13 protein-coding genes and 1 pseudogene are annotated in these 17,079 nt (G+C 61.1%); 12 read left to right on the plus strand and 2 right to left on the minus strand.

Annotated features, from left to right (window positions below; all coding sequences use genetic code 11):
• The first annotated feature begins 44 nt into the window (after window positions 1-44).
• A complete protein-coding gene (gene trpE / locus G7009_RS08090; protein ID WP_181129469.1) occupies window positions 45-1,526 on the plus strand; it encodes an anthranilate synthase component I in 1,482 nt (493 codons plus the stop codon).
• A 54-nt stretch (window positions 1,527-1,580) separates the two neighbouring features.
• Here the strand turns inward: trpE and estP are convergent, their stop codons facing one another.
• Entirely contained in the window at window positions 1,581-3,482 is a 1,902-nt protein-coding gene (gene estP / locus G7009_RS08095) for an esterase EstP (protein ID WP_181129470.1), read from the minus strand.
• A gap of 803 nt (window positions 3,483-4,285) precedes the next feature.
• Here estP and G7009_RS08100 point away from each other — a divergent pair.
• Both G7009_RS08100 and G7009_RS28185 read left to right on the plus strand, forming a co-directional pair.
• Complete coding sequence (locus G7009_RS08100) at window positions 4,286-4,528, plus strand: laccase domain-containing protein (protein WP_181129471.1); 243 nt, start codon at window positions 4,286-4,288, stop codon at window positions 4,526-4,528.
• A gap of 10 nt (window positions 4,529-4,538) precedes the next feature.
• Window positions 4,539-5,014, plus strand: a pseudogene (locus G7009_RS28185) (polyphenol oxidase family protein); the annotation flags it as partial.
• Between the two features lie 180 nt (window positions 5,015-5,194).
• Here G7009_RS28185 and G7009_RS08115 read toward each other — a convergent pair.
• Window positions 5,195-5,968, minus strand: coding sequence for an AraC family transcriptional regulator (locus G7009_RS08115; protein WP_181129472.1), 774 nt, complete (start codon window positions 5,966-5,968; stop codon window positions 5,195-5,197).
• Window positions 5,969-6,254: 286 nt separating this feature from the next.
• Between G7009_RS08115 and G7009_RS08125 the strand changes: the two genes are divergently transcribed.
• The 9 genes from G7009_RS08125 to trpC all read left to right on the plus strand — a co-directional run bounded on the left by G7009_RS08125 (window position 6,255) and on the right by trpC (window position 17,062).
• Window positions 6,255-7,892, plus strand: a complete 1,638-nt coding sequence (locus G7009_RS08125) for an APC family permease (RefSeq protein ID WP_181129474.1) — start codon at window positions 6,255-6,257, stop codon at window positions 7,890-7,892.
• Between the two features lie 25 nt (window positions 7,893-7,917).
• Window positions 7,918-8,931, plus strand: a complete 1,014-nt coding sequence (locus G7009_RS08130; protein ID WP_181129475.1) for an Ldh family oxidoreductase — start codon at window positions 7,918-7,920, stop codon at window positions 8,929-8,931.
• 49 nt (window positions 8,932-8,980) lie between these two features.
• Entirely contained in the window at window positions 8,981-9,907 is a 927-nt protein-coding gene (locus tag G7009_RS08135; protein WP_181129476.1) for a 4-hydroxyproline epimerase, read from the plus strand.
• Window positions 9,908-9,966: 59 nt separating this feature from the next.
• Window positions 9,967-10,914: a dihydrodipicolinate synthase family protein gene (locus G7009_RS08140; protein WP_181129477.1), complete on the plus strand. Its 948-nt coding sequence runs from the start codon at window positions 9,967-9,969 to the stop codon at window positions 10,912-10,914.
• 77 nt (window positions 10,915-10,991) lie between these two features.
• Window positions 10,992-12,569: an aldehyde dehydrogenase (NADP(+)) gene (locus tag G7009_RS08145; protein ID WP_181129478.1), complete on the plus strand. Its 1,578-nt coding sequence runs from the start codon at window positions 10,992-10,994 to the stop codon at window positions 12,567-12,569.
• 4 nt (window positions 12,570-12,573) lie between these two features.
• The gene (locus tag G7009_RS08150; protein WP_181129479.1) at window positions 12,574-13,842 is read left to right on the plus strand and encodes an NAD(P)/FAD-dependent oxidoreductase; all 1,269 of its coding nucleotides are present in this window, start codon (window positions 12,574-12,576) and stop codon (window positions 13,840-13,842) included.
• 734 nt (window positions 13,843-14,576) lie between these two features.
• Window positions 14,577-15,170: an aminodeoxychorismate/anthranilate synthase component II gene (locus G7009_RS08155; RefSeq protein WP_181129480.1), complete on the plus strand. Its 594-nt coding sequence runs from the start codon at window positions 14,577-14,579 to the stop codon at window positions 15,168-15,170.
• Window positions 15,171-15,179: 9 nt separating this feature from the next.
• A complete protein-coding gene (gene trpD / locus G7009_RS08160; RefSeq protein ID WP_181129481.1) occupies window positions 15,180-16,229 on the plus strand; it encodes an anthranilate phosphoribosyltransferase in 1,050 nt (349 codons plus the stop codon).
• Window positions 16,226-17,062, plus strand: a complete 837-nt coding sequence (trpC, locus tag G7009_RS08165; RefSeq protein ID WP_181129482.1) for an indole-3-glycerol phosphate synthase TrpC — start codon at window positions 16,226-16,228, stop codon at window positions 17,060-17,062. The genes trpD and trpC overlap by 4 nt, the downstream gene beginning before the upstream one ends.
• Window positions 17,063-17,079: the final 17 nt, after the last annotated feature.

Here is a 17,079-nt window from a genome sequence, read left to right on the forward strand (position 1 = left end):
CGTTCGTTTGCCTGACTCCATTGCTGCTTGCCACGAGGCTACCCATGACCCGCGAAGAATTCCTGCGCCTGGCCACTGCCGGCTACAACCGCATCCCCCTGGCCTGTGAAACCCTGGCCGACTTCGACACGCCGTTGTCGATCTACCTGAAGCTTGCCGACCAGCCCAACTCCTACCTGCTCGAATCCGTTCAGGGCGGTGAGAAGTGGGGTCGTTACTCGATGATCGGCTTGCCTTCGCGCACGGTACTGCGCGTTCACGATCATCAGGTCAGCATCTCGCAGGATGGCGAAGTCATCGAGCGCCACGACGTCGAAGACCCGCTGGCCTTCGTCGAGGCGTTCAAGGATCGCTACAAGGTCGCCGATATCGCGGGTCTGCCGCGCTTCAACGGCGGCCTGGTCGGCTACTTCGGCTATGACTGCGTACGCTATGTGGAGAAGCGCCTGGGCAAGTGCCCGAATCCCGATCCACTGGGCGTTCCCGATATCCTGCTGATGGTTTCCGATGCCGTGGTGGTGTTCGACAACCTGGCGGGCAAGATGCACGCGATCGTTCTGGTCGATCCGGCCGAAGAGCACGCCTTCGAGCAAGGTAAAGCACGCCTCGAAGGCTTGCTGGAGACACTCCGCCAGCCGATCGCTCCACGTCGAGGGTTGGACTTGAGTGGCCCACAAGCGGCCGAGCCTGCTTTCCGCTCGAGCTTCACCCAGGATGACTACGAGCGCGCGGTCGATACCATCAAGGAATACATCCTGGCGGGTGACTGCATGCAGGTCGTGCCCTCCCAGCGCATGTCCATCGACTTCAAGGCAGCGCCCATCGACCTGTACCGGGCACTGCGTTGCTTCAACCCGACGCCGTACATGTACTTCTTCAACTTCGGCGACTTCCATGTGGTGGGCAGTTCGCCGGAAGTCCTGGTGCGGGTCGAGGACAAGATGGTCACCGTCCGCCCGATCGCTGGCACCCGCCCACGGGGCGCTACTGAGGAAGCGGACCGGGCGCTCGAGGATGATCTGCTGTCGGACGAGAAGGAAATCGCCGAGCACCTGATGCTCATCGACCTTGGCCGCAACGACGCTGGTCGTGTTTCCGAGACGGGCAGTGTGCGCCTGACCGAGAAGATGGTGATCGAGCGCTATTCCAACGTCATGCATATCGTCTCGAACGTCACCGGACAATTGCGCCAGGACCTCACGGCGATGGATGCACTGCGCGCGATCCTGCCGGCGGGCACCTTGTCCGGCGCGCCGAAGATCCGTGCCATGGAAATCATCGACGAGCTGGAGCCGGTAAAGCGTGGCGTGTATGGCGGTGCCGTGGGCTATTTCGCCTGGAACGGCAACATGGACACCGCTATCGCCATTCGTACCGCGGTGATCAAGGACGGTGAGCTGCATGTCCAGGCAGGCGGCGGTATCGTCGCCGACTCGGTGCCAGCCCTGGAATGGGAAGAAACCATCAACAAGCGCCGCGCGATGTTCCGCGCCGTGGCCTTGGCGGAGCAGACACCGCGCACCTGAATGGCATACAAAAAACGGCGCTCCTGGTGAGCGCCGTTTTTTTATGCCGCCAACCTAGAAGTCCAGGCTCAGAGCAAGGTTGATGCCTTGCTGGGTGAGATCGTCGCTCTTGCGCCAGTTGTAGTTGCCACGCAGATGTACCCCTGGCGTCAGCTCGTGGCTCAGGCCCAGGCTCGCGCGGGTCAGGTTGCTCTGAGGGGTGTAGCCGGTCAGCGTGAAATCGTTCTCGGACAGACCCTTGAGGTGCATGTCGATGTCCTGGCGGTCATCCTCGAACTCGTGCTCGCGAGCGACCTCGGCGAACACCCGGGTCGTGCGTGCCACATCGACGCTGCCCAGCAGGCCGATGCCCAGGCGACGTGATGTACGTTCCTGATCATCGAAAACGAGGGCCGTGGAGCGATCGCTTCTTTCCTCGTAACCGTCGACCTTGACGCGGGCATAGTCGGCGCTGACGAAGGGCGAAAGTTGCCAGGCGCTGGTGTCGGGCACGAGGTTGAAGCCAAGCCGCCCGGTCACTGCCCAGGTTTCGCCATCGGTATCGCCTTTTTCGGCGCGGGTGTTGACGCCCAGGGCGAAGGTCCGCTCGAGATTGCCGTAGTCCAGATGGCCGGCGGTCAGCGCCGCGTCCGCCCACCAGCGGTTCAGCCGGTACTGGGCGAAGACCGTCGCCAGGTAGCTGTCGAGCTTGTAGTCCGAGTCCTCTTCGCCGGCTTCGAGCTTCTGCTGATAGACGCCCGCGGCCAGACCGATACGCCAGGCCTCATCGAGACGGTAGCTGCCACCCAGCGTCAGGTTGTAGCCTCGACCGTCCGCGCTGCTGGCGCTGTCCTGGCTATCGAAGTCGAGGTCTTGCGCCCCGGTGGCCAGTATCGCCTGCCACTGACCCACGGCTTGCCAGGGGTTCTGCCACTGGTTGCGTAACTCGTCCTGATGGGCGCGCACGGTGGAGTGGGCCATTTCCGGAAGCAACGTCAGCTCCCAGGGCGCGGAGAGAATCGAGTAGGCATAGTCGGCGATCAATTGCTGGCCGGCGATGGTGGGGTGCACGGCGTCGTTGAACAACAGCTTGGTCGGATCCGGAGTGGCGCTGTTGGCGCCATACAGAGGGTTTTCCACGCAGCTGTTGCCGCTGTAGCAGGTACCGACCAGGTTCTGATCGGCTGCCAGGCCGAACTGGGCGGGTTCAGCCAGTGCTTCCTGCAAAAGTCCAGGCACGTTCAACGGAATGATCTCGGCATCGATCTGGCTCAGCTGGCTGACCAGCGACTGATTGAACACCCCGGACAGCTGCGACAGCGCCCCTTGCAGAGGCGAACCGCTGTAGTTGGGTGTCAGGCCCAGATCGGGCAGCAGCCAGACCATGATGTAGCGGGCACCACCCTGTTGCAGCGCCTGCGCGCTGGCCGCCAGGCGCGCACCAGCGGCGGCAGCGTCGGCGGGGCTGTTGACCTGGCCCTGGAGGAAGTCGTTGCCGCCGCCGGTGATGTAGTACAAGGCATTGGGGTCGGCTAACGCGCCGTTTGCGAGGTAGCCGGGGCGATTGCGCAAGGGCAGCCCAGCACCCGGATTTCCAGGAGGGATGGCGACGTCCGATGTGTCGGTGATCGAATCCAGAATCTGATCGGTACGATAGCCCCCGACGGCCCAATTGTTGCCGTCTGGCAGGCCCAGCGCCGCATTGACGGCGGAAGTCGACGGACCCAGCTCCGCAGGCGCGATCCCCAGCCGACTGCCCAGGATCATCGGGGAGACGGGCGCGTAATTGCCGTTGGCATCGCGGTTGGTGAAACGCATGCCGTTGGACTGGCCGGTGAGGTCCGGGAACTGTCCGGCATCGCTGAGGCTGTCACCGAATACCAACAGGGTGGAGTAGGGCGCCGGTGCGGCAATGGCCTGGCCGCAGGAAAGCACCAGCATGCCGAGCAGCGAGCGCAGGAAGGGAGGGTTACGCATCGGGAAGATCCTTTTCTTTGTTTTAGAGAAAGGTCGTCATAGACAGTAGCAAAACCTGGGACGTTGGTACTCGAATCCTGGGGGGTTCGCGTGGCTCTGACGACGCAGTGCGTTCAAGTGGCGATGGTCAATCCACCCCGCCATGTCGGCTCACCGTCGATCAATGTTTCGCCATGAGTGGTGGAATCGCCCTGGCGAGCACACTTCGATGACCGCGCCGCGGGAGGGGCGGCGCCTACGCGGGCTACTGGCCTGCCGTTGACGGTGACGGAGAGGGCACCAGTGGTGACTTCACCTCTCCGTGAATGAGGCAGCGTTGTTGATGGCTGGCCAGGACAATGGGGGTCATTTGGGTATTCCTTGGTTAGGGATGGTTCAGCAGTTCTGTTGGGTATCAGGATGCTATGTACGCGACAGGGGTTGTTTTCGTCTGGCAATAGCTATTGCAAACATGTCAGTGAGCGCGCGGCGTACACTAAAATGGCGATGATGAATTTCATGCGGTGACAGAGAAAGCGGATCTTTCCGTGTTGGGAGAGGGAAATTTCCCAAGCTTATTGAGGATTGAGCCGCTTGTACGTTTTCTGAAAAATTTTAGTGCTTGGAATGTCGATGTTTATGTATAAGGATCTCAGGTATATGGCTGGTTCATGATATGAAGGCTGCTAGCTACCCGGTTGCGGCTCTGACCATTTCCGGAAGGCCATAAGTCGTGCTCGTGATTAATAAATATAGCGTACTAATTATTGTTTTTGTTTTGCCGATCTGTACCTGAGCAATGTTCTTATCCGGGTGAGGTCTAAATGCCGATTTTTGCTAAAAACCTGGAGGCGCTACCGGGTCTAACTCATGGATTTGGTACAGTGGGTGATATCAGCAAACCTTCTGATCTTTTCTATTGCGCTCAGAAAAATGGCTCTACCGTCATTGAGGTAGGCGAGGGGCAGGAAGCCGGAGTGATGCCTGGCGATGCGCTCTTCACACGTACAGCGCGGCCAATAGGAATCGTCACGGCAGATTGCCTGCCTATCCTCATAGCCATCTGAAGATGGTCGATTCGCCGCAGCCATACATGGTGGCTGGCAAGGGTTAGCGGCGGGCATAATCGAACACTCTTTTGATAGGTTCCGCTTAGCTGGTGTTTCTGTAGAAGATTTGCAGATTGCGATAGTCCTGCTATACGGGCATGTTGCTATGAAGTTGGAAGGACCCTTGACCACCAGATAGAATATGTACATGGACATTTGTGGCGTGGGAGGCTTGCACCTTGGTCGACCTCTCGCGAGGAATCAGAGCTGTCCCTAAGATTTTGTCGAGCTCCCGCTAGCCATAATGAAGCCTGGCTGGATCTATCTCTTTACTGTCTTTATTTGTTAGAAGCAGCAGGGGTCAATCCTGATCTAGTACAAACGGCAGAGATATGCACTTATTGCTCAGGGCATGAATGGGGTAGCTACAGGAGGCGAACTCATCAAGGTGATGAAAAAACATTCCACTACTCATGGATTAGTTTGCGGGCAGGTGGCGCTTGAGGACTGGCATAGCTGTTGCGACGTCATTATCTATCCATGAACTGCACCTCCAGAGCGCTGGCTGACGCCGGATGCGGTGCGTGCGTTCGTTTCTGCAGTCTGAACACGATGCGGCCCTGTAGCAAATTTGAAAGTCTCCGTCCCAACCACGTGCCAGCTTCGCTGCTGGCAACCCGATCGTCATGAAGCAGTCGCCTTCCGATACTGAAGCGGGGTAAAACCCGTCAGGGTCTTGAACTGCCGGCTGAATGCGCTGTGATCGGTGTAGCCGCATTGCAGGGCGACTTCGGTAATGGGCATGTCGGTGTGCAAGAGGCGGTGGGCGTGCTCCAGCCGTACCTTGTGAATCATCTGGCGTGGCGTGAGGTGGAACACCCGCTTGCAGTAGCGCTCCAGTTGGGCCACGGAAATACCGGCAATACGGGTCAACTCGCGCATCGTCACGGGACGACTGAAGTTTGCCCGGATGTAGTCGTCTACCGCCGCCAGCCGCTGGTAGGCCGGATGCTTTTCGCTGGCCGATTGCAGATCTACCGAGATACCCGCCAGTCCGATGATTTCACCTTTGCGGTCATACAGCGGCCGTTTGTAAGTCAGGCACCAGCCAGGCTCGCGGCTGCCATACAAGTGCAGTTCCAGTTGGTCTTCCAGCACCATTCCCTCTTGTAGAACCCGGCGGTCCTGCTCGGTATAGCCAGGGCCCAGTTGCGCGGGAAACACCTCGGCGCTGGTCTTGCCCAGCAAGGGGTCCAATTGTTTCAAACCACAGCGCTGAACCAGTGTTTGATTGGCCAGTACATAGCGCGCCTGTACATCTTTAATGAAGATTGCCGCATTGGGTATGACATCCAGCATGGGCAGCAGAAGTGCCGCGCCGGATAACAACTGCTCCATGCTCTCTGGCCGGAACCGGTCGTGCTCCTGGCGCAACATCGCCAGCAGGTTCGACTTCATGACGTTCTATCTCCCACGGTTAGCAAGGGCTCCAATCGAGATTGCCCCATGCCCAACGCGCTGTCGAGCCTGGCAGAAATTTTTTCATTGTGCCGATTTCGTCATCGGCGCTGATGAAAAGCATCAAGCGCCAGCGCGTCGATGAGTCCATTGTATCGGCCAGTTCCCTGAACATGGACGCTCGATAAATTAGCGGCTGTCAATGCCGCGCTTTCATGCGAGCACGCTTCGCATTGATGTTTCAAGCAACAACTGCCTATCCAATAACCCACAAGAAGGCACCCCTATGTCAGGCCAAGGCAAGTTCAAGAAACAACTTTCATTGATAGACCTTACGTTCATCGGACTAGGGGCCATCTTTGGCTCGGGCTGGCTGTTTGCTGCCAGCCATGTGTCCGCAATCGCGGGGCCGGCGGGCATCTTTTCCTGGCTGCTGGGCGGTTTTGCAGTGTTGCTGCTGGGTATCGTTTACTGCGAGCTCGGCGCTGCGTTGCCACGCGCCGGTGGGGTGGTGCGTTATCCAGTCTTCTCTCACGGTCCGCTGCTCGGTTACCTGATGGGCTTCATCACCCTGATCGCCTTTTCGAGCCTGGTGGCGATTGAAGTGGTTGCCTCGCGCCAATACGCGGCGGCGTGGTTTCCAGGATTGACCAAGGTCGGCTCCAGCGACCCGACAGTTCTCGGCTGGTTGATGCAGTTCGGCCTGTTGTGCCTGTTCTTCGCGGTCAATTACCGCAGCGTGAAAACCTTTGCCAAGGCCAACAACCTGGTCAGCGTGTTCAAGTTCATCGTGCCTTTGCTGGTCATCGGCGTGCTGTTCACCTTCTTCAAACCGGAGAACTTCGAAGTACAGGGTTTCGCGCCCTTCGGCTTGTCGGGCGTCGAAATGGCCGTGTCCGCGGGCGGTATCATCTTCGCTTACCTGGGGCTGACACCGATCATCTCGGTCGCCAGTGAAGTGAAGAATCCACAACGCACCATTCCAATCGCCCTGATTCTTTCCGTACTGCTTTCCACCGCGATCTATGTCTTGCTGCAAGTGGCGTTTCTCGGCGGTGTACCGACCGAGATGCTCGTCAATGGCTGGGCCGGCGTGACCAAGGAACTGGCTCTCCCTTATCGTGATATCGCGCTGGCGCTGGGCGTGGGCTGGCTGGCTTACCTGGTCGTCGCCGACGCAGTGATCTCCCCGAGCGGTTGCGGCAACATCTATATGAACGCGACACCACGGGTGATCTACGGGTGGGCGCAAACCGGCACCTTTTTCAAGATCTTCACCCGCATCGACGAGAAGTCCGGCATTCCGCGTCCGGCGTTGTGGCTGACCTTCGCGCTCTCGGTATTCTGGACCTTGCCATTTCCATCCTGGGAAGCGCTGATCAATGTGGTGTCCGCCGCCTTGGTGCTCAGCTATGCCGTCGCGCCGGTCACGGTGGCTGCCCTGCGTCGCAACGCACCCGACATGCCACGCCCGTTCCGGGTCAAAGGCATGAGCGTGCTCGGTCCGCTGTCGTTCATCATTGCTGCGTTGATCGTCTACTGGTCGGGCTGGAACACGGTGTCCTGGCTGCTCGGTCTGCAGATCGTGATGTTCGTCGTGTACCTGCTCTGCGCCCGTTTCGTGCCTACCGCCCACCTGAGCCTTGCGCAGCAGGTCCGTTCTTCCGCCTGGTTGATCGGTTTCTATGCCGTGACCATCGTTCTGTCGAAACTTGGCAGCTTCGGCGGGGTGGGCGTGCTCGCTCATCCGTTCGACACCCTGGTAGTGGCGGCCTGCGCCATGGGCATCTACTACTGGGGCGCGGCTACCGGGGTACCGGCGCGTCTTGTTCGACTGGATGCCGATGAGGATGAAAGCGAAACAGGCGAGCACCTTGCCACCGTCCAAGACACCGTGGGCGTACGCCTCCATGCGGCATCTTGAGCGATCGGCAGACGGAGAAAAGAGCATGAGCGAGCGTATCAATCTCAGCCTTGAGCAAGTGTATGACCTGGCCTTGCGTGCGTTGATCCATAACGGCATGGCCGAAGAACACGCCCGAGCGATTGCCGATGTGATTACCCAGGGGCAGCGTGACGAATGCCATTCCCATGGGCTGTATCGAGTGCTCGTCTGCGTTCGCTCGTTGCGCTCAGGCAAGGTCGATCCGGCTGCGCTGCCGACGGTAAGCCAGCCTGCGCCATCGATCATCAAGGTCGACGCGCACCACGCCTATTCGTTGCTGGCGTTTCAAACTGGCCTGCCTGTACTGGTCGAGCAGGCACGCAGGCAAGGTGTGGCAGCCTTGGTGATCCGTAACTGCTTCCACTTTTCCGCCTTATGGCCGGAAGTCGAAGCCATCGCGGCCCACGGACTGGTCGGTCTGGCGATGACGCCGAGCCATGCCTGGGTAGCGCCCGAAGGCGGCAGCAAAGGGGTGTTCGGGACCAACCCACTGGCCTTTGCCTGGCCGCGGCCGCAGGGCGAACCTTTCGTTTTCGACTTTGCCACCAGCGCCATCGCCCGTGGCGACATCGAGCTGCACGCCCGTCAGCAAAAGCCCATCCCCTTGGGCTGGGGCGTGGATGTCGACGGTGTCCCGAGCACTGACGCACAGGCCGTACTCGCCGGCGCCATGCAGACGTTCGGCGGGCACAAGGGCTCGGCGCTTGCGGCCATGATCGAGCTGCTGGCCGGGGCGCTCATCGGCGACATGACCAGCGCTCAATCCTTGGCCTTCGACGATGGGGCGGGCGCTACCCCCTGCCACGGTGAATTGCTGCTGGCGTTCGATCCGCGGCGCTTCCTGGGCGATGACCTTGCACTAGGTCAGGAACGCGCCGAGCAGCTGTTTTCGGCCATCACCGACCAAGGTGCCCGCCTGCCTTCGCAACGCCGTTTCGCCGCAAGGCAGCGTTCGCGCAGTGAAGGGGTGTGGGTCGAGCAAGCGTTGTTGCAGGACATCGAAAGCTTGCTGGTCTAGCACTCGCTCGATGCATTCGAAGCCCTGAGGCTTTAACGAGGATTGTTCAATGAAGCACGTGCATATCATCGATTCACACACGGGCGGCGAACCCACGCGCCTGGTCATGACAGGTTTCCCGCAACTGGTCGGCGCCACCATGGCCGAGAAGCGTGACGCCTTGCGCAACCAGCATGACCACTGGCGCCGAGCCTGCCTGCTGGAGCCACGGGGCAATGACGTCCTGGTCGGCGCGCTGTACTGCGAGCCGGTCTCGCCGGATGCCACTTGCGGCGTGATCTTCTTCAACAATGCCGGTTACCTGAACATGTGCGGCCACGGCACCATCGGTCTGGTCGCCTCGCTGCATCACCTGGGTCATATCAGCCCTGGCGTGCACAAGATCGACACGCCGGTCGGCCCAGTCAGCGCCACGTTGCACGACGATGGAGCCGTCACCGTTGGCAACGTCCCTTCCTATCGCTATCGGCGACAGGTGACGGTCGAGGTACCGGGCCATGGCCCGGTACTGGGCGACATCGCCTGGGGCGGCAACTGGTTCTTCCTGGTTTCCGAGCACGGGCAGACGCTGGAGATGGATAACGTCGAAGCGCTGACGGAGTTCACCTGGGCGATGCTCAAGGCTTTGGAAGCCCAAGGCATTCATGGCGAGGACGGTGCGCTCATCGATCATGTCGAGCTTTTCGCCGCCAGCGACAAGGCCGACAGCCGCAACTTCGTCATGTGCCCGGGCAAAGCTTACGACCGTTCGCCCTGCGGCACCGGCACCAGCGCCAAGCTCGCGTGCCTGGCAGCCGATGGAAAACTCCAGGCCGGTGAAACCTGGGTCCAGCTCAGCATCACCGGCAGCCAGTTCGAAGGCCGCTACGAATGGGAAGGCGAACGTATTCGCCCTTTCATCACCGGCCGCGCCTACATGACCGCCGACGCGACCTTGCTTATCGACGAACAGGATCCTTTCGCCTGGGGCATCTGAAGTCCCGGCTACGCCTGCACCTCATTACCTCTGAATAGATGCTTCAAGGAGAGACAACAATGACTACCACTATCTTCACCGGCACCATTCCCGCTTTGATGACCCCATGCACCGCCGAGCGCAAGCCGGATTTCGATGCACTGGTAGCCAAGGGGCGCGAGCTGATCGATCTCGGCATGAGCGCGGTGGTGTACTGCGGCTCCATGGGCGATTGGCCGCTGCTGACCGAGGCCGAGCGTCAGGAAGGCGTGGCTCGCCTGGTTGCCGCCGGTATTCCGACCATCGTCGGTACCGGTGCGGTGAACACCCGTGAAGCGGTTTCCCATGCGGCGCACGCGGCCAAGGTCGGCGCCCATGGCCTGATGGTGATCCCTCGCGTCATGTCCCGTGGCGCTTCGCTCGCCGCGCAGAAAGCGCATTTCGCAGCGATCCTGCAAGCCGCGCCGGGCTTGCCGGCGGTGATCTACAACAGCCCTTACTACGGCTTCGCCACGCGCGCCGACCTGTTCTTCGAGCTGCGCGAGCACTATCCCAACCTGATCGGCTTCAAGGAGTTCGGTGGCGCCGCCGACATGCGCTATGCCGCCGAGAACATCACGTCCAAGGACGATGACGTCATCCTGATGGTCGGCGTCGATACCCAGGTCGTGCACGGCTTCGTCAACTGCAATGCCACTGGCGCCATCACCGGTATCGGTAACGTCCTTCCGCGTGAGGTGTTGCACCTGGTTGCCCTGAGCAAACAGGCCGCCAAGGGCGACGCCCGCGCACGTCGCCTGGCCCGAGAACTGGAATCCGCCCTGGCCGTGCTGTCTTCGTTCGACGAAGGCTGCGATCTGGTTCTGTACTACAAGCACCTGATGGTGCTCAACGGCGCCCAGGAATACAGCCTGCACTTCAACGAGACCGACGTGCTCAGCGATGCCCAGCGGCATTACGCCGAAAATCAGTACAACCTGTTCCGCCAGTGGTATGCGAGCTGGTCGGCCGAACAGAACGTCGCCTGATACTGCGCAGCACCTTTCCAACCCCCTGCGCAACCTTCGTTGCGCAGTCGGGCCCACTCTTTTTTCCAGGAAACGCCATGACCCTGACAGGCAACATGCTGATCGGCCAGCGTGCCATTACCGGCAGCCGCGAAACGATCCGGGCAATCGATCCGGCTACCGACAAACCCCTTGAACCAGCCTACCCCGGCGGCACCGGCGAGCAGGTCGAGCAGGCATGCGCTCTGGCCTGGGACGCGTTCGACCGCTATCGCGAAACCTCGCTGGCGGCGCGTGCCGCGTTTCTGGAAAGCATCGCCGAGGAGATCGAAGCCCTAGGCGATGAGCTGATCGATCGCGCCGTGGCAGAAACCGGTCTGCCGCGTGCTCGTATCCAGGGAGAGCGTGGTCGTACCTGTGGTCAGTTGCGCACTTTTGCGCGCACGGTCCGCGCCGGTGAGTGGCTGGACGTACGTGTGGACAACCCGCTGCCGGAGCGTCAGCCGCTGCCACGTCCGGACCTGCGTCAGCGCCAGATACCCTTGGGGCCGGTGGCTGTGTTCGGCGCCAGCAACTTTCCGCTGGCATTCTCCGTGGCCGGCGGTGATACGGCGTCTGCCTTGGCCGCCGGTTGTCCCGTGGTGGTCAAGGCGCACAGTGCGCATCCCGGAACCAGCGAGCTGGTCGGTCGGGCCGTGGCCAATGCCATAGCCAGGTGTGGCATGCCTGAAGGCGTGTTCTCGCTATTGTTCGGCTCCGGTCGTGAGGTGGGCATTGCCCTGGTGACGGACCCGCGCATCAAGGCAGTGGGCTTCACCGGTTCGCGCAATGGCGGCATCGCGCTGTGCAATGCCGCCAACGGTCGCGCCGAGCCGATTCCGGTGTATGCAGAAATGAGCTCGATCAATCCGGTGTTTCTTTTCCCCGCGGCGCTGCAGGCACGCGGCGAGGCCCTGGCCCAGGGGTTCGCTGCCTCGCTGACACAAGGCGCCGGCCAGTTCTGTACCAACCCGGGACTGGTCATCGCGCGGCAGGGTGCGTTCCTGGACCGTTTCGTCGCGGCGGCGGCGGAGCATCTACAGCGCAGCCCGGCGCAGACCATGCTCACCCCAGGTATCTGCAAGGCTTACGGAAAAGGCGTCGAGTCGCTGTTCGACAATGTCCGCGCACAGGCAGCGGCGTCCGGCCAGCAGGTCGGAGGTCCGAACCAATGCCAGGCACATCTGTTCATGACCAGCGCACAGGACTTTCTCGCGGATCCTGCGCTCCAGGCTGAAGTCTTCGGTGCCGCGTCGCTGATCGTGCAGTGCGCCGACGATGCCCAGGTGCGTCAGGTTGCCGAGCATCTGGAAGGTCAGTTGACCGCGACCCTGCACCTGGACGATGCCGACCTTGATGCGGCCCGTGCGCTGCTGCCGACCCTGGAACGCAAGGCCGGTCGCGTGCTGGTCAATGGCTGGCCGACTGGCGTGGAGGTGTGCGACGCGATGGTTCATGGTGGTCCGTTCCCGGCCACTTCCGATGCGCGCAGTACATCGGTCGGTACCGCGGCGATCCTGCGCTTCCTGCGCCCGGTGTGCTACCAGGACTTCCCTGACAGCTTGTTGCCTGAAGCGCTCAGGCACGCCAACCCGCTCGGGTTGCGGCGCCTGCTCGATGGCCAGAGAGAAGGCTAGGCGCATGCTCGATACCCGCGCGTCAAATTCTTCACAGGACCCCGTGGACATTGCGGTGATCGGTGCCGGCATCATCGGCGTCGCCTGCGCTCTGCAACTGGCGCGCCAGGGCCTGCGCGTAGCGGTCATCGATCAGCAGGCGCCTGGCCATGGCGCGTCGTTCGGCAACGCTGGACACTTGGCGACGGAGCAGGTGTTTCCCATCGCCGATCTGTCCATTCTCAAACGCTTGCCAGCGATGCTCATGGACCCGATGGGGCCGTTACGCCTGGACTGGAAATACATGCCACGCGCCATGCCTTGGTTCATGCGTCTGCTGCTTAACCTGCGATCGGCACCGTTCCAGCGGACGGTCGCGGGTCTGCGGACGCTCAACGAAGGCAGCCTGCAAGCCTGGAAGCGACTGCTGGCGGCGATCGATCGTCCCGATCTGCTGAAGGAAGATGGCTCGCTGTTGGTCTTCGAGCGTCCTGAATCACGTACGGCACTCGACGCCGTACATGCGCGTATGCGTCAGCAGGCAGTGCCGGTGGATGTCTGGGATGCAAGGACAGTGCGTGCGGCCGCTCCGCAATTGAGCGAGCGGATCCAGGGAGCCCTGTTCTTCCCGAGCACGGGACACTTTCTCGATCCCTATCGGGTCGTCTGCGAGCTGGTGAGGGCGGCAAAGGCGAGCGGAGTGCGATTCATCGAGCAAAAGGTCCAGGGTGGCCAGCTGCATCAGGGCGGTGTGTGTTTGATGACTGGGCAAGGGAAGGTAGAGGCGCGGCAGGTATTGCTCGCTTGTGGCGCGCACTCGGCCAGGCTTACCGAAGCCTTGACCGGAAAGAGCGTTCCGCTCGATACCGAACGCGGCTATCACTTGATGTTGCCTCACGAATGCGATCGGCTGCCGTTTGCCGTCACGTCGCTGGAGCGCAAATTCATCATGACGCCAATGGAAGGCGGGCTGAGGCTGGCGGGGACGGTCGAATTCGCCGGGCTCGACAGTCCGCCGAACATGGAGCGTGCCTGGCAGCTGCATAAGCTGAGCAAGGGGCTGTTCCGCAGTGATCTCACTGTAGAGGGTGCGACTGCATGGATGGGCTTTCGGCCGTCCTTGCCGGACTCGCTGCCGATCATCGACAAGGTGTGCGATGGTCGAGTCATGCTCGCGTTCGGCCATCAGCATCTGGGGCTTACCCAGGCAGCGGTAACCGCCGAGATGATAGGGGAAATGGTTGCGTCGTGCGCAAGCAAACGTCCAATGGCGTACCGGCTGGACCGGTTCTGATCCTGGGTGGCCTGCCCGCCACCGTCTTGGGGGATGACCTCCCGGCTGCAGGGCTTGCGGCCTGTTAGGAAAGCGCCAGCTAGGTCTTGGCATGCCAGTGTGCCGCAATCTGCGTCGCAAAAGGGGGGTTCATCACACCTGGTGCATCGCTTTTGCGTATCAGATTCCGCGGACCGCAACAGGCCGTGAAACCCCGGAAAAAGGGATCGACTCTCGGCTTGGGTGAACGCTATACTCGGTGAAATTTGATCGAGCACACCCCTTCGCTGTGTCTCGAAACCTTGAATGGTTAGGTAGCATGACCTGTCTCGCAACGACCCTCCTCACCCAGTGGTGGCGCTTCCAATAGGAAGCGGCAAGTCGTTGCGGTTTGAAACCGAACCCTGCCGCCAGCATCGGCAAGCAGGTCAGGATTCAGATAGCTCACCGGTGCGGCGGCTCCAACCCCCAGGAGAACGCACCATGCAACAATCTCCCCCTGCGTATCGAACGACCTCCACAAAGCGTCCGCTTTTGAATGGCGGCGGGTGGCTCTCATTCGTTCCATGGCGACGGCCAGACATTGCGCGTGTGAGCCCTGGGCGGGAACGCGGTGGGCGTCCTCGCCCAGTCGTGGACGGCTCGGGCTCGTCAGTGGCGTTGGAGTCAATGCGCGTTCTTCAGCGTGACCTGCAAGCATCCCAAGTGCTGGTTGCTGGAATTTCATCTCTTAGAATCAAGTGCATAGGTGCAGTATGCTGCTGATGATCGACAACTACGATTCCTTCACCTACAACGTCGTGCAGTACCTCGGCGAATTGGGGGCGCAGGTCAAGGTCATTCGCAACGACGAAATGACCCTTTCACAGATCGAGGCGCTCGAACCCGAGCGTATCGTCGTTTCCCCAGGTCCCTGCACGCCAAGCGAGGCGGGTGTTTCCATCGAGGCGATCCTGCATTTCGCCGGCAAGCTGCCGATCCTTGGGGTCTGCCTTGGGCATCAGTCCATCGGTCAGGCCTTCGGGGGTGATGTGGTCCGTGCCCGTCAGGTGATGCATGGCAAGACCAGCCCTGTCTTGCACCGCGATCTCGGCGTCTTCGCCGGCTTGAACAACCCGCTGACCGTGACGCGCTACCACTCCTTGGTGGTCCGGCGCGACACGCTGCCCGATTGCCTGGAAGTCACCGCTTGGACCGCCCATGACGACGGCTCGGCCGACGAGATCATGGGGCTGCGGCACAAGAGCCTGAACGTCGAAGGTGTGCAGTTCCATCCCGAGTCCATCCTCACCGAGCAGGGCCATGAGCTGTTCGCCAACTTCCTCAAACAGACCGGCGGCCACCGCTAAGGATCGCATATGGATATCAAGAGCGCGTTGAGCCGCATCGTCGGCCAGTTGGACCTGTCCACCGAGGAAATGCGCGACGTCATGCGTCAGATCATGACCGGTCAATGCAGCGAAGCGCAGATCGGTGCCTTCCTGATGGGCATGCGCATGAAGAGCGAGAGCATCGATGAAATCGTCGGTGCCGTTTCAGTGATGCGCGAGCTGGCGAGCAAGGTCGAACTGCAGACTCTCGATGGTGTGGTCGACATCGTCGGCACGGGTGGCGATGGCGCCAACATCTTCAACGTCTCCACTGCGTCGGCATTCGTTCTGGCGGCGGCCGGCTGTACGGTGGCCAAGCACGGTAACCGGGCGGTGTCCGGCAAGAGCGGCAGCGCCGATCTGCTCGAGGCGGCCGGTATCTACCTGAACCTGACGCCCGTCCAGGTGGCGCGTTGTGTCGACAGCCTGGGCATCGGTTTCATGTTCGCCCAGAGTCATCACAGCGCGATGAAGCATGCGGCCGGCCCGCGTCGCGATCTGGGCCTGCGGACGCTGTTCAACATGCTCGGCCCGCTTACGAATCCGGCTGGCGTCAGGCATCAGGTCGTCGGGGTATTCAACCAGGCGCTGTGCCGTCCGTTGGCTGAAGTGCTGCAGCGTCTGGGCAGCAAGCACGTGCTGGTGGTGCATTCGAAGGATGGGCTGGACGAATTCAGCCTGGCGGCGCCGACCTTCGTGGCGGAGCTCAATAAAGACGAAATCACCGAGTATTGGGTCGAGCCTGAAGATCTCGGTATCAAGAGTCAGAGCCTGCACGGCCTGTCGGTAGAAGATCCGCAGGCATCGCTCGAGCTGATTCGCGATGCCTTGGGTCGGCGCAAGACCGAAAACGGGCAGAAGGCTGCCGAAATGATCGTACTCAATGCCGGTGCGGCGTTGTACGCTGCCGACCACGCAATGACTTTGAAGTCGGGTGTGGAGCTGGCGCACGATGTGCTGCATACCGGTCTGGCGTGGGAAAAGCTGCAGGAGTTGGGCGCCTTTACGGCGGTGTTCAAGCAGGAGAACGAAGCATGAGTGTACCGACGGTGCTGGAGAAGATTCTCGCGCGCAAAGTCGAGGAAGTGGCCGAGCGCAGTGCGCGGGTCAGCCTGGCCGAGCTCGAAACGATGGCCAAGGCAGCTGATGCGCCACGCGGCTTTGCCCGTGCGTTACTGGAACAGGCCAAGCGCAAGCAGCCGGCGGTGATCGCCGAAATCAAGAAAGCTTCCCCGAGCAAAGGCGTCATTCGCGAGCACTTCGTGCCTGCCGAAATTGCCGTCAGCTACGAGAAAGGCGGGGCGACCTGCCTGTCCGTACTGACCGACGTCGATTATTTCCAGGGTGCCGATGAATACCTGCGGCAGGCGAGGGCGGCGTGCAGCCTGCCGGTCATCCGCAAGGATTTCATGATCGACCCTTACCAGATCGTCGAGGCACGTGCCTTGGGGGCTGACTGCGTCCTGCTGATCGTCTCCGCGCTGGACGATGTCAAGATGGCGGAGCTGGCGGCGACCGCCAAAGGGGTTGGTCTGGATGTGCTGGTAGAGGTACACGACGGCGACGAGCTGGAGCGTGCCCTGAAAATCCTCGATACTCCGCTGGTCGGTGTCAATAACCGCAACCTGCATACCTTCGAGGTCAGCCTGGAGACGACTCTCGACCTGTTGCCCCGTATCCCGCGTGACCGCCTGGCCATCACTGAAAGCGGCATCTTCAACCGCGCGGATGTCGAGCTCATGGAAATCAACGAGGTCTATTCCTTCCTGGTCGGCGAGGCGTTCATGCGTGCCGAGCAACCGGGGCTGGAACTTCAGCGCCTGTTCTTCCCGCAAAGGGCAGTGCATAACGTGGTCCAGGCATTGGACTGATCGACTTCGGAGCCGGC

Source organism: Pseudomonas capeferrum, from assembly GCF_013523055.1.
Classification (GTDB): domain Bacteria; phylum Pseudomonadota; class Gammaproteobacteria; order Pseudomonadales; family Pseudomonadaceae; genus Aquipseudomonas; species Aquipseudomonas capeferrum_A.

What these genes read in the sequence shown, in the direction of transcription:
- trpE (WP_181129469.1), top strand. Translation starts at nt 45, where the DNA reads ATGACCCGCGAAGAATTCCTGCGCCTGGCCACTGCCGGCTACAACCGC.
- estP (WP_181129470.1), bottom strand. Translation starts at nt 3,482, where the DNA reads ATGCGTAACCCTCCCTTCCTGCGCTCGCTGCTCGGCATGCTGGTGCTT.
- G7009_RS08100 (WP_181129471.1), top strand. Translation starts at nt 4,286, where the DNA reads ATGCCGATTTTTGCTAAAAACCTGGAGGCGCTACCGGGTCTAACTCAT.
- G7009_RS08115 (WP_181129472.1), bottom strand. Translation starts at nt 5,968, where the DNA reads ATGAAGTCGAACCTGCTGGCGATGTTGCGCCAGGAGCACGACCGGTTC.
- G7009_RS08125 (WP_181129474.1), top strand. Translation starts at nt 6,255, where the DNA reads ATGTCAGGCCAAGGCAAGTTCAAGAAACAACTTTCATTGATAGACCTT.
- G7009_RS08130 (WP_181129475.1), top strand. Translation starts at nt 7,918, where the DNA reads ATGAGCGAGCGTATCAATCTCAGCCTTGAGCAAGTGTATGACCTGGCC.
- G7009_RS08135 (WP_181129476.1), top strand. Translation starts at nt 8,981, where the DNA reads ATGAAGCACGTGCATATCATCGATTCACACACGGGCGGCGAACCCACG.
- G7009_RS08140 (WP_181129477.1), top strand. Translation starts at nt 9,967, where the DNA reads ATGACTACCACTATCTTCACCGGCACCATTCCCGCTTTGATGACCCCA.
- G7009_RS08145 (WP_181129478.1), top strand. Translation starts at nt 10,992, where the DNA reads ATGACCCTGACAGGCAACATGCTGATCGGCCAGCGTGCCATTACCGGC.
- G7009_RS08150 (WP_181129479.1), top strand. Translation starts at nt 12,574, where the DNA reads ATGCTCGATACCCGCGCGTCAAATTCTTCACAGGACCCCGTGGACATT.
- G7009_RS08155 (WP_181129480.1), top strand. Translation starts at nt 14,577, where the DNA reads ATGCTGCTGATGATCGACAACTACGATTCCTTCACCTACAACGTCGTG.
- trpD (WP_181129481.1), top strand. Translation starts at nt 15,180, where the DNA reads ATGGATATCAAGAGCGCGTTGAGCCGCATCGTCGGCCAGTTGGACCTG.
- trpC (WP_181129482.1), top strand. Translation starts at nt 16,226, where the DNA reads ATGAGTGTACCGACGGTGCTGGAGAAGATTCTCGCGCGCAAAGTCGAG.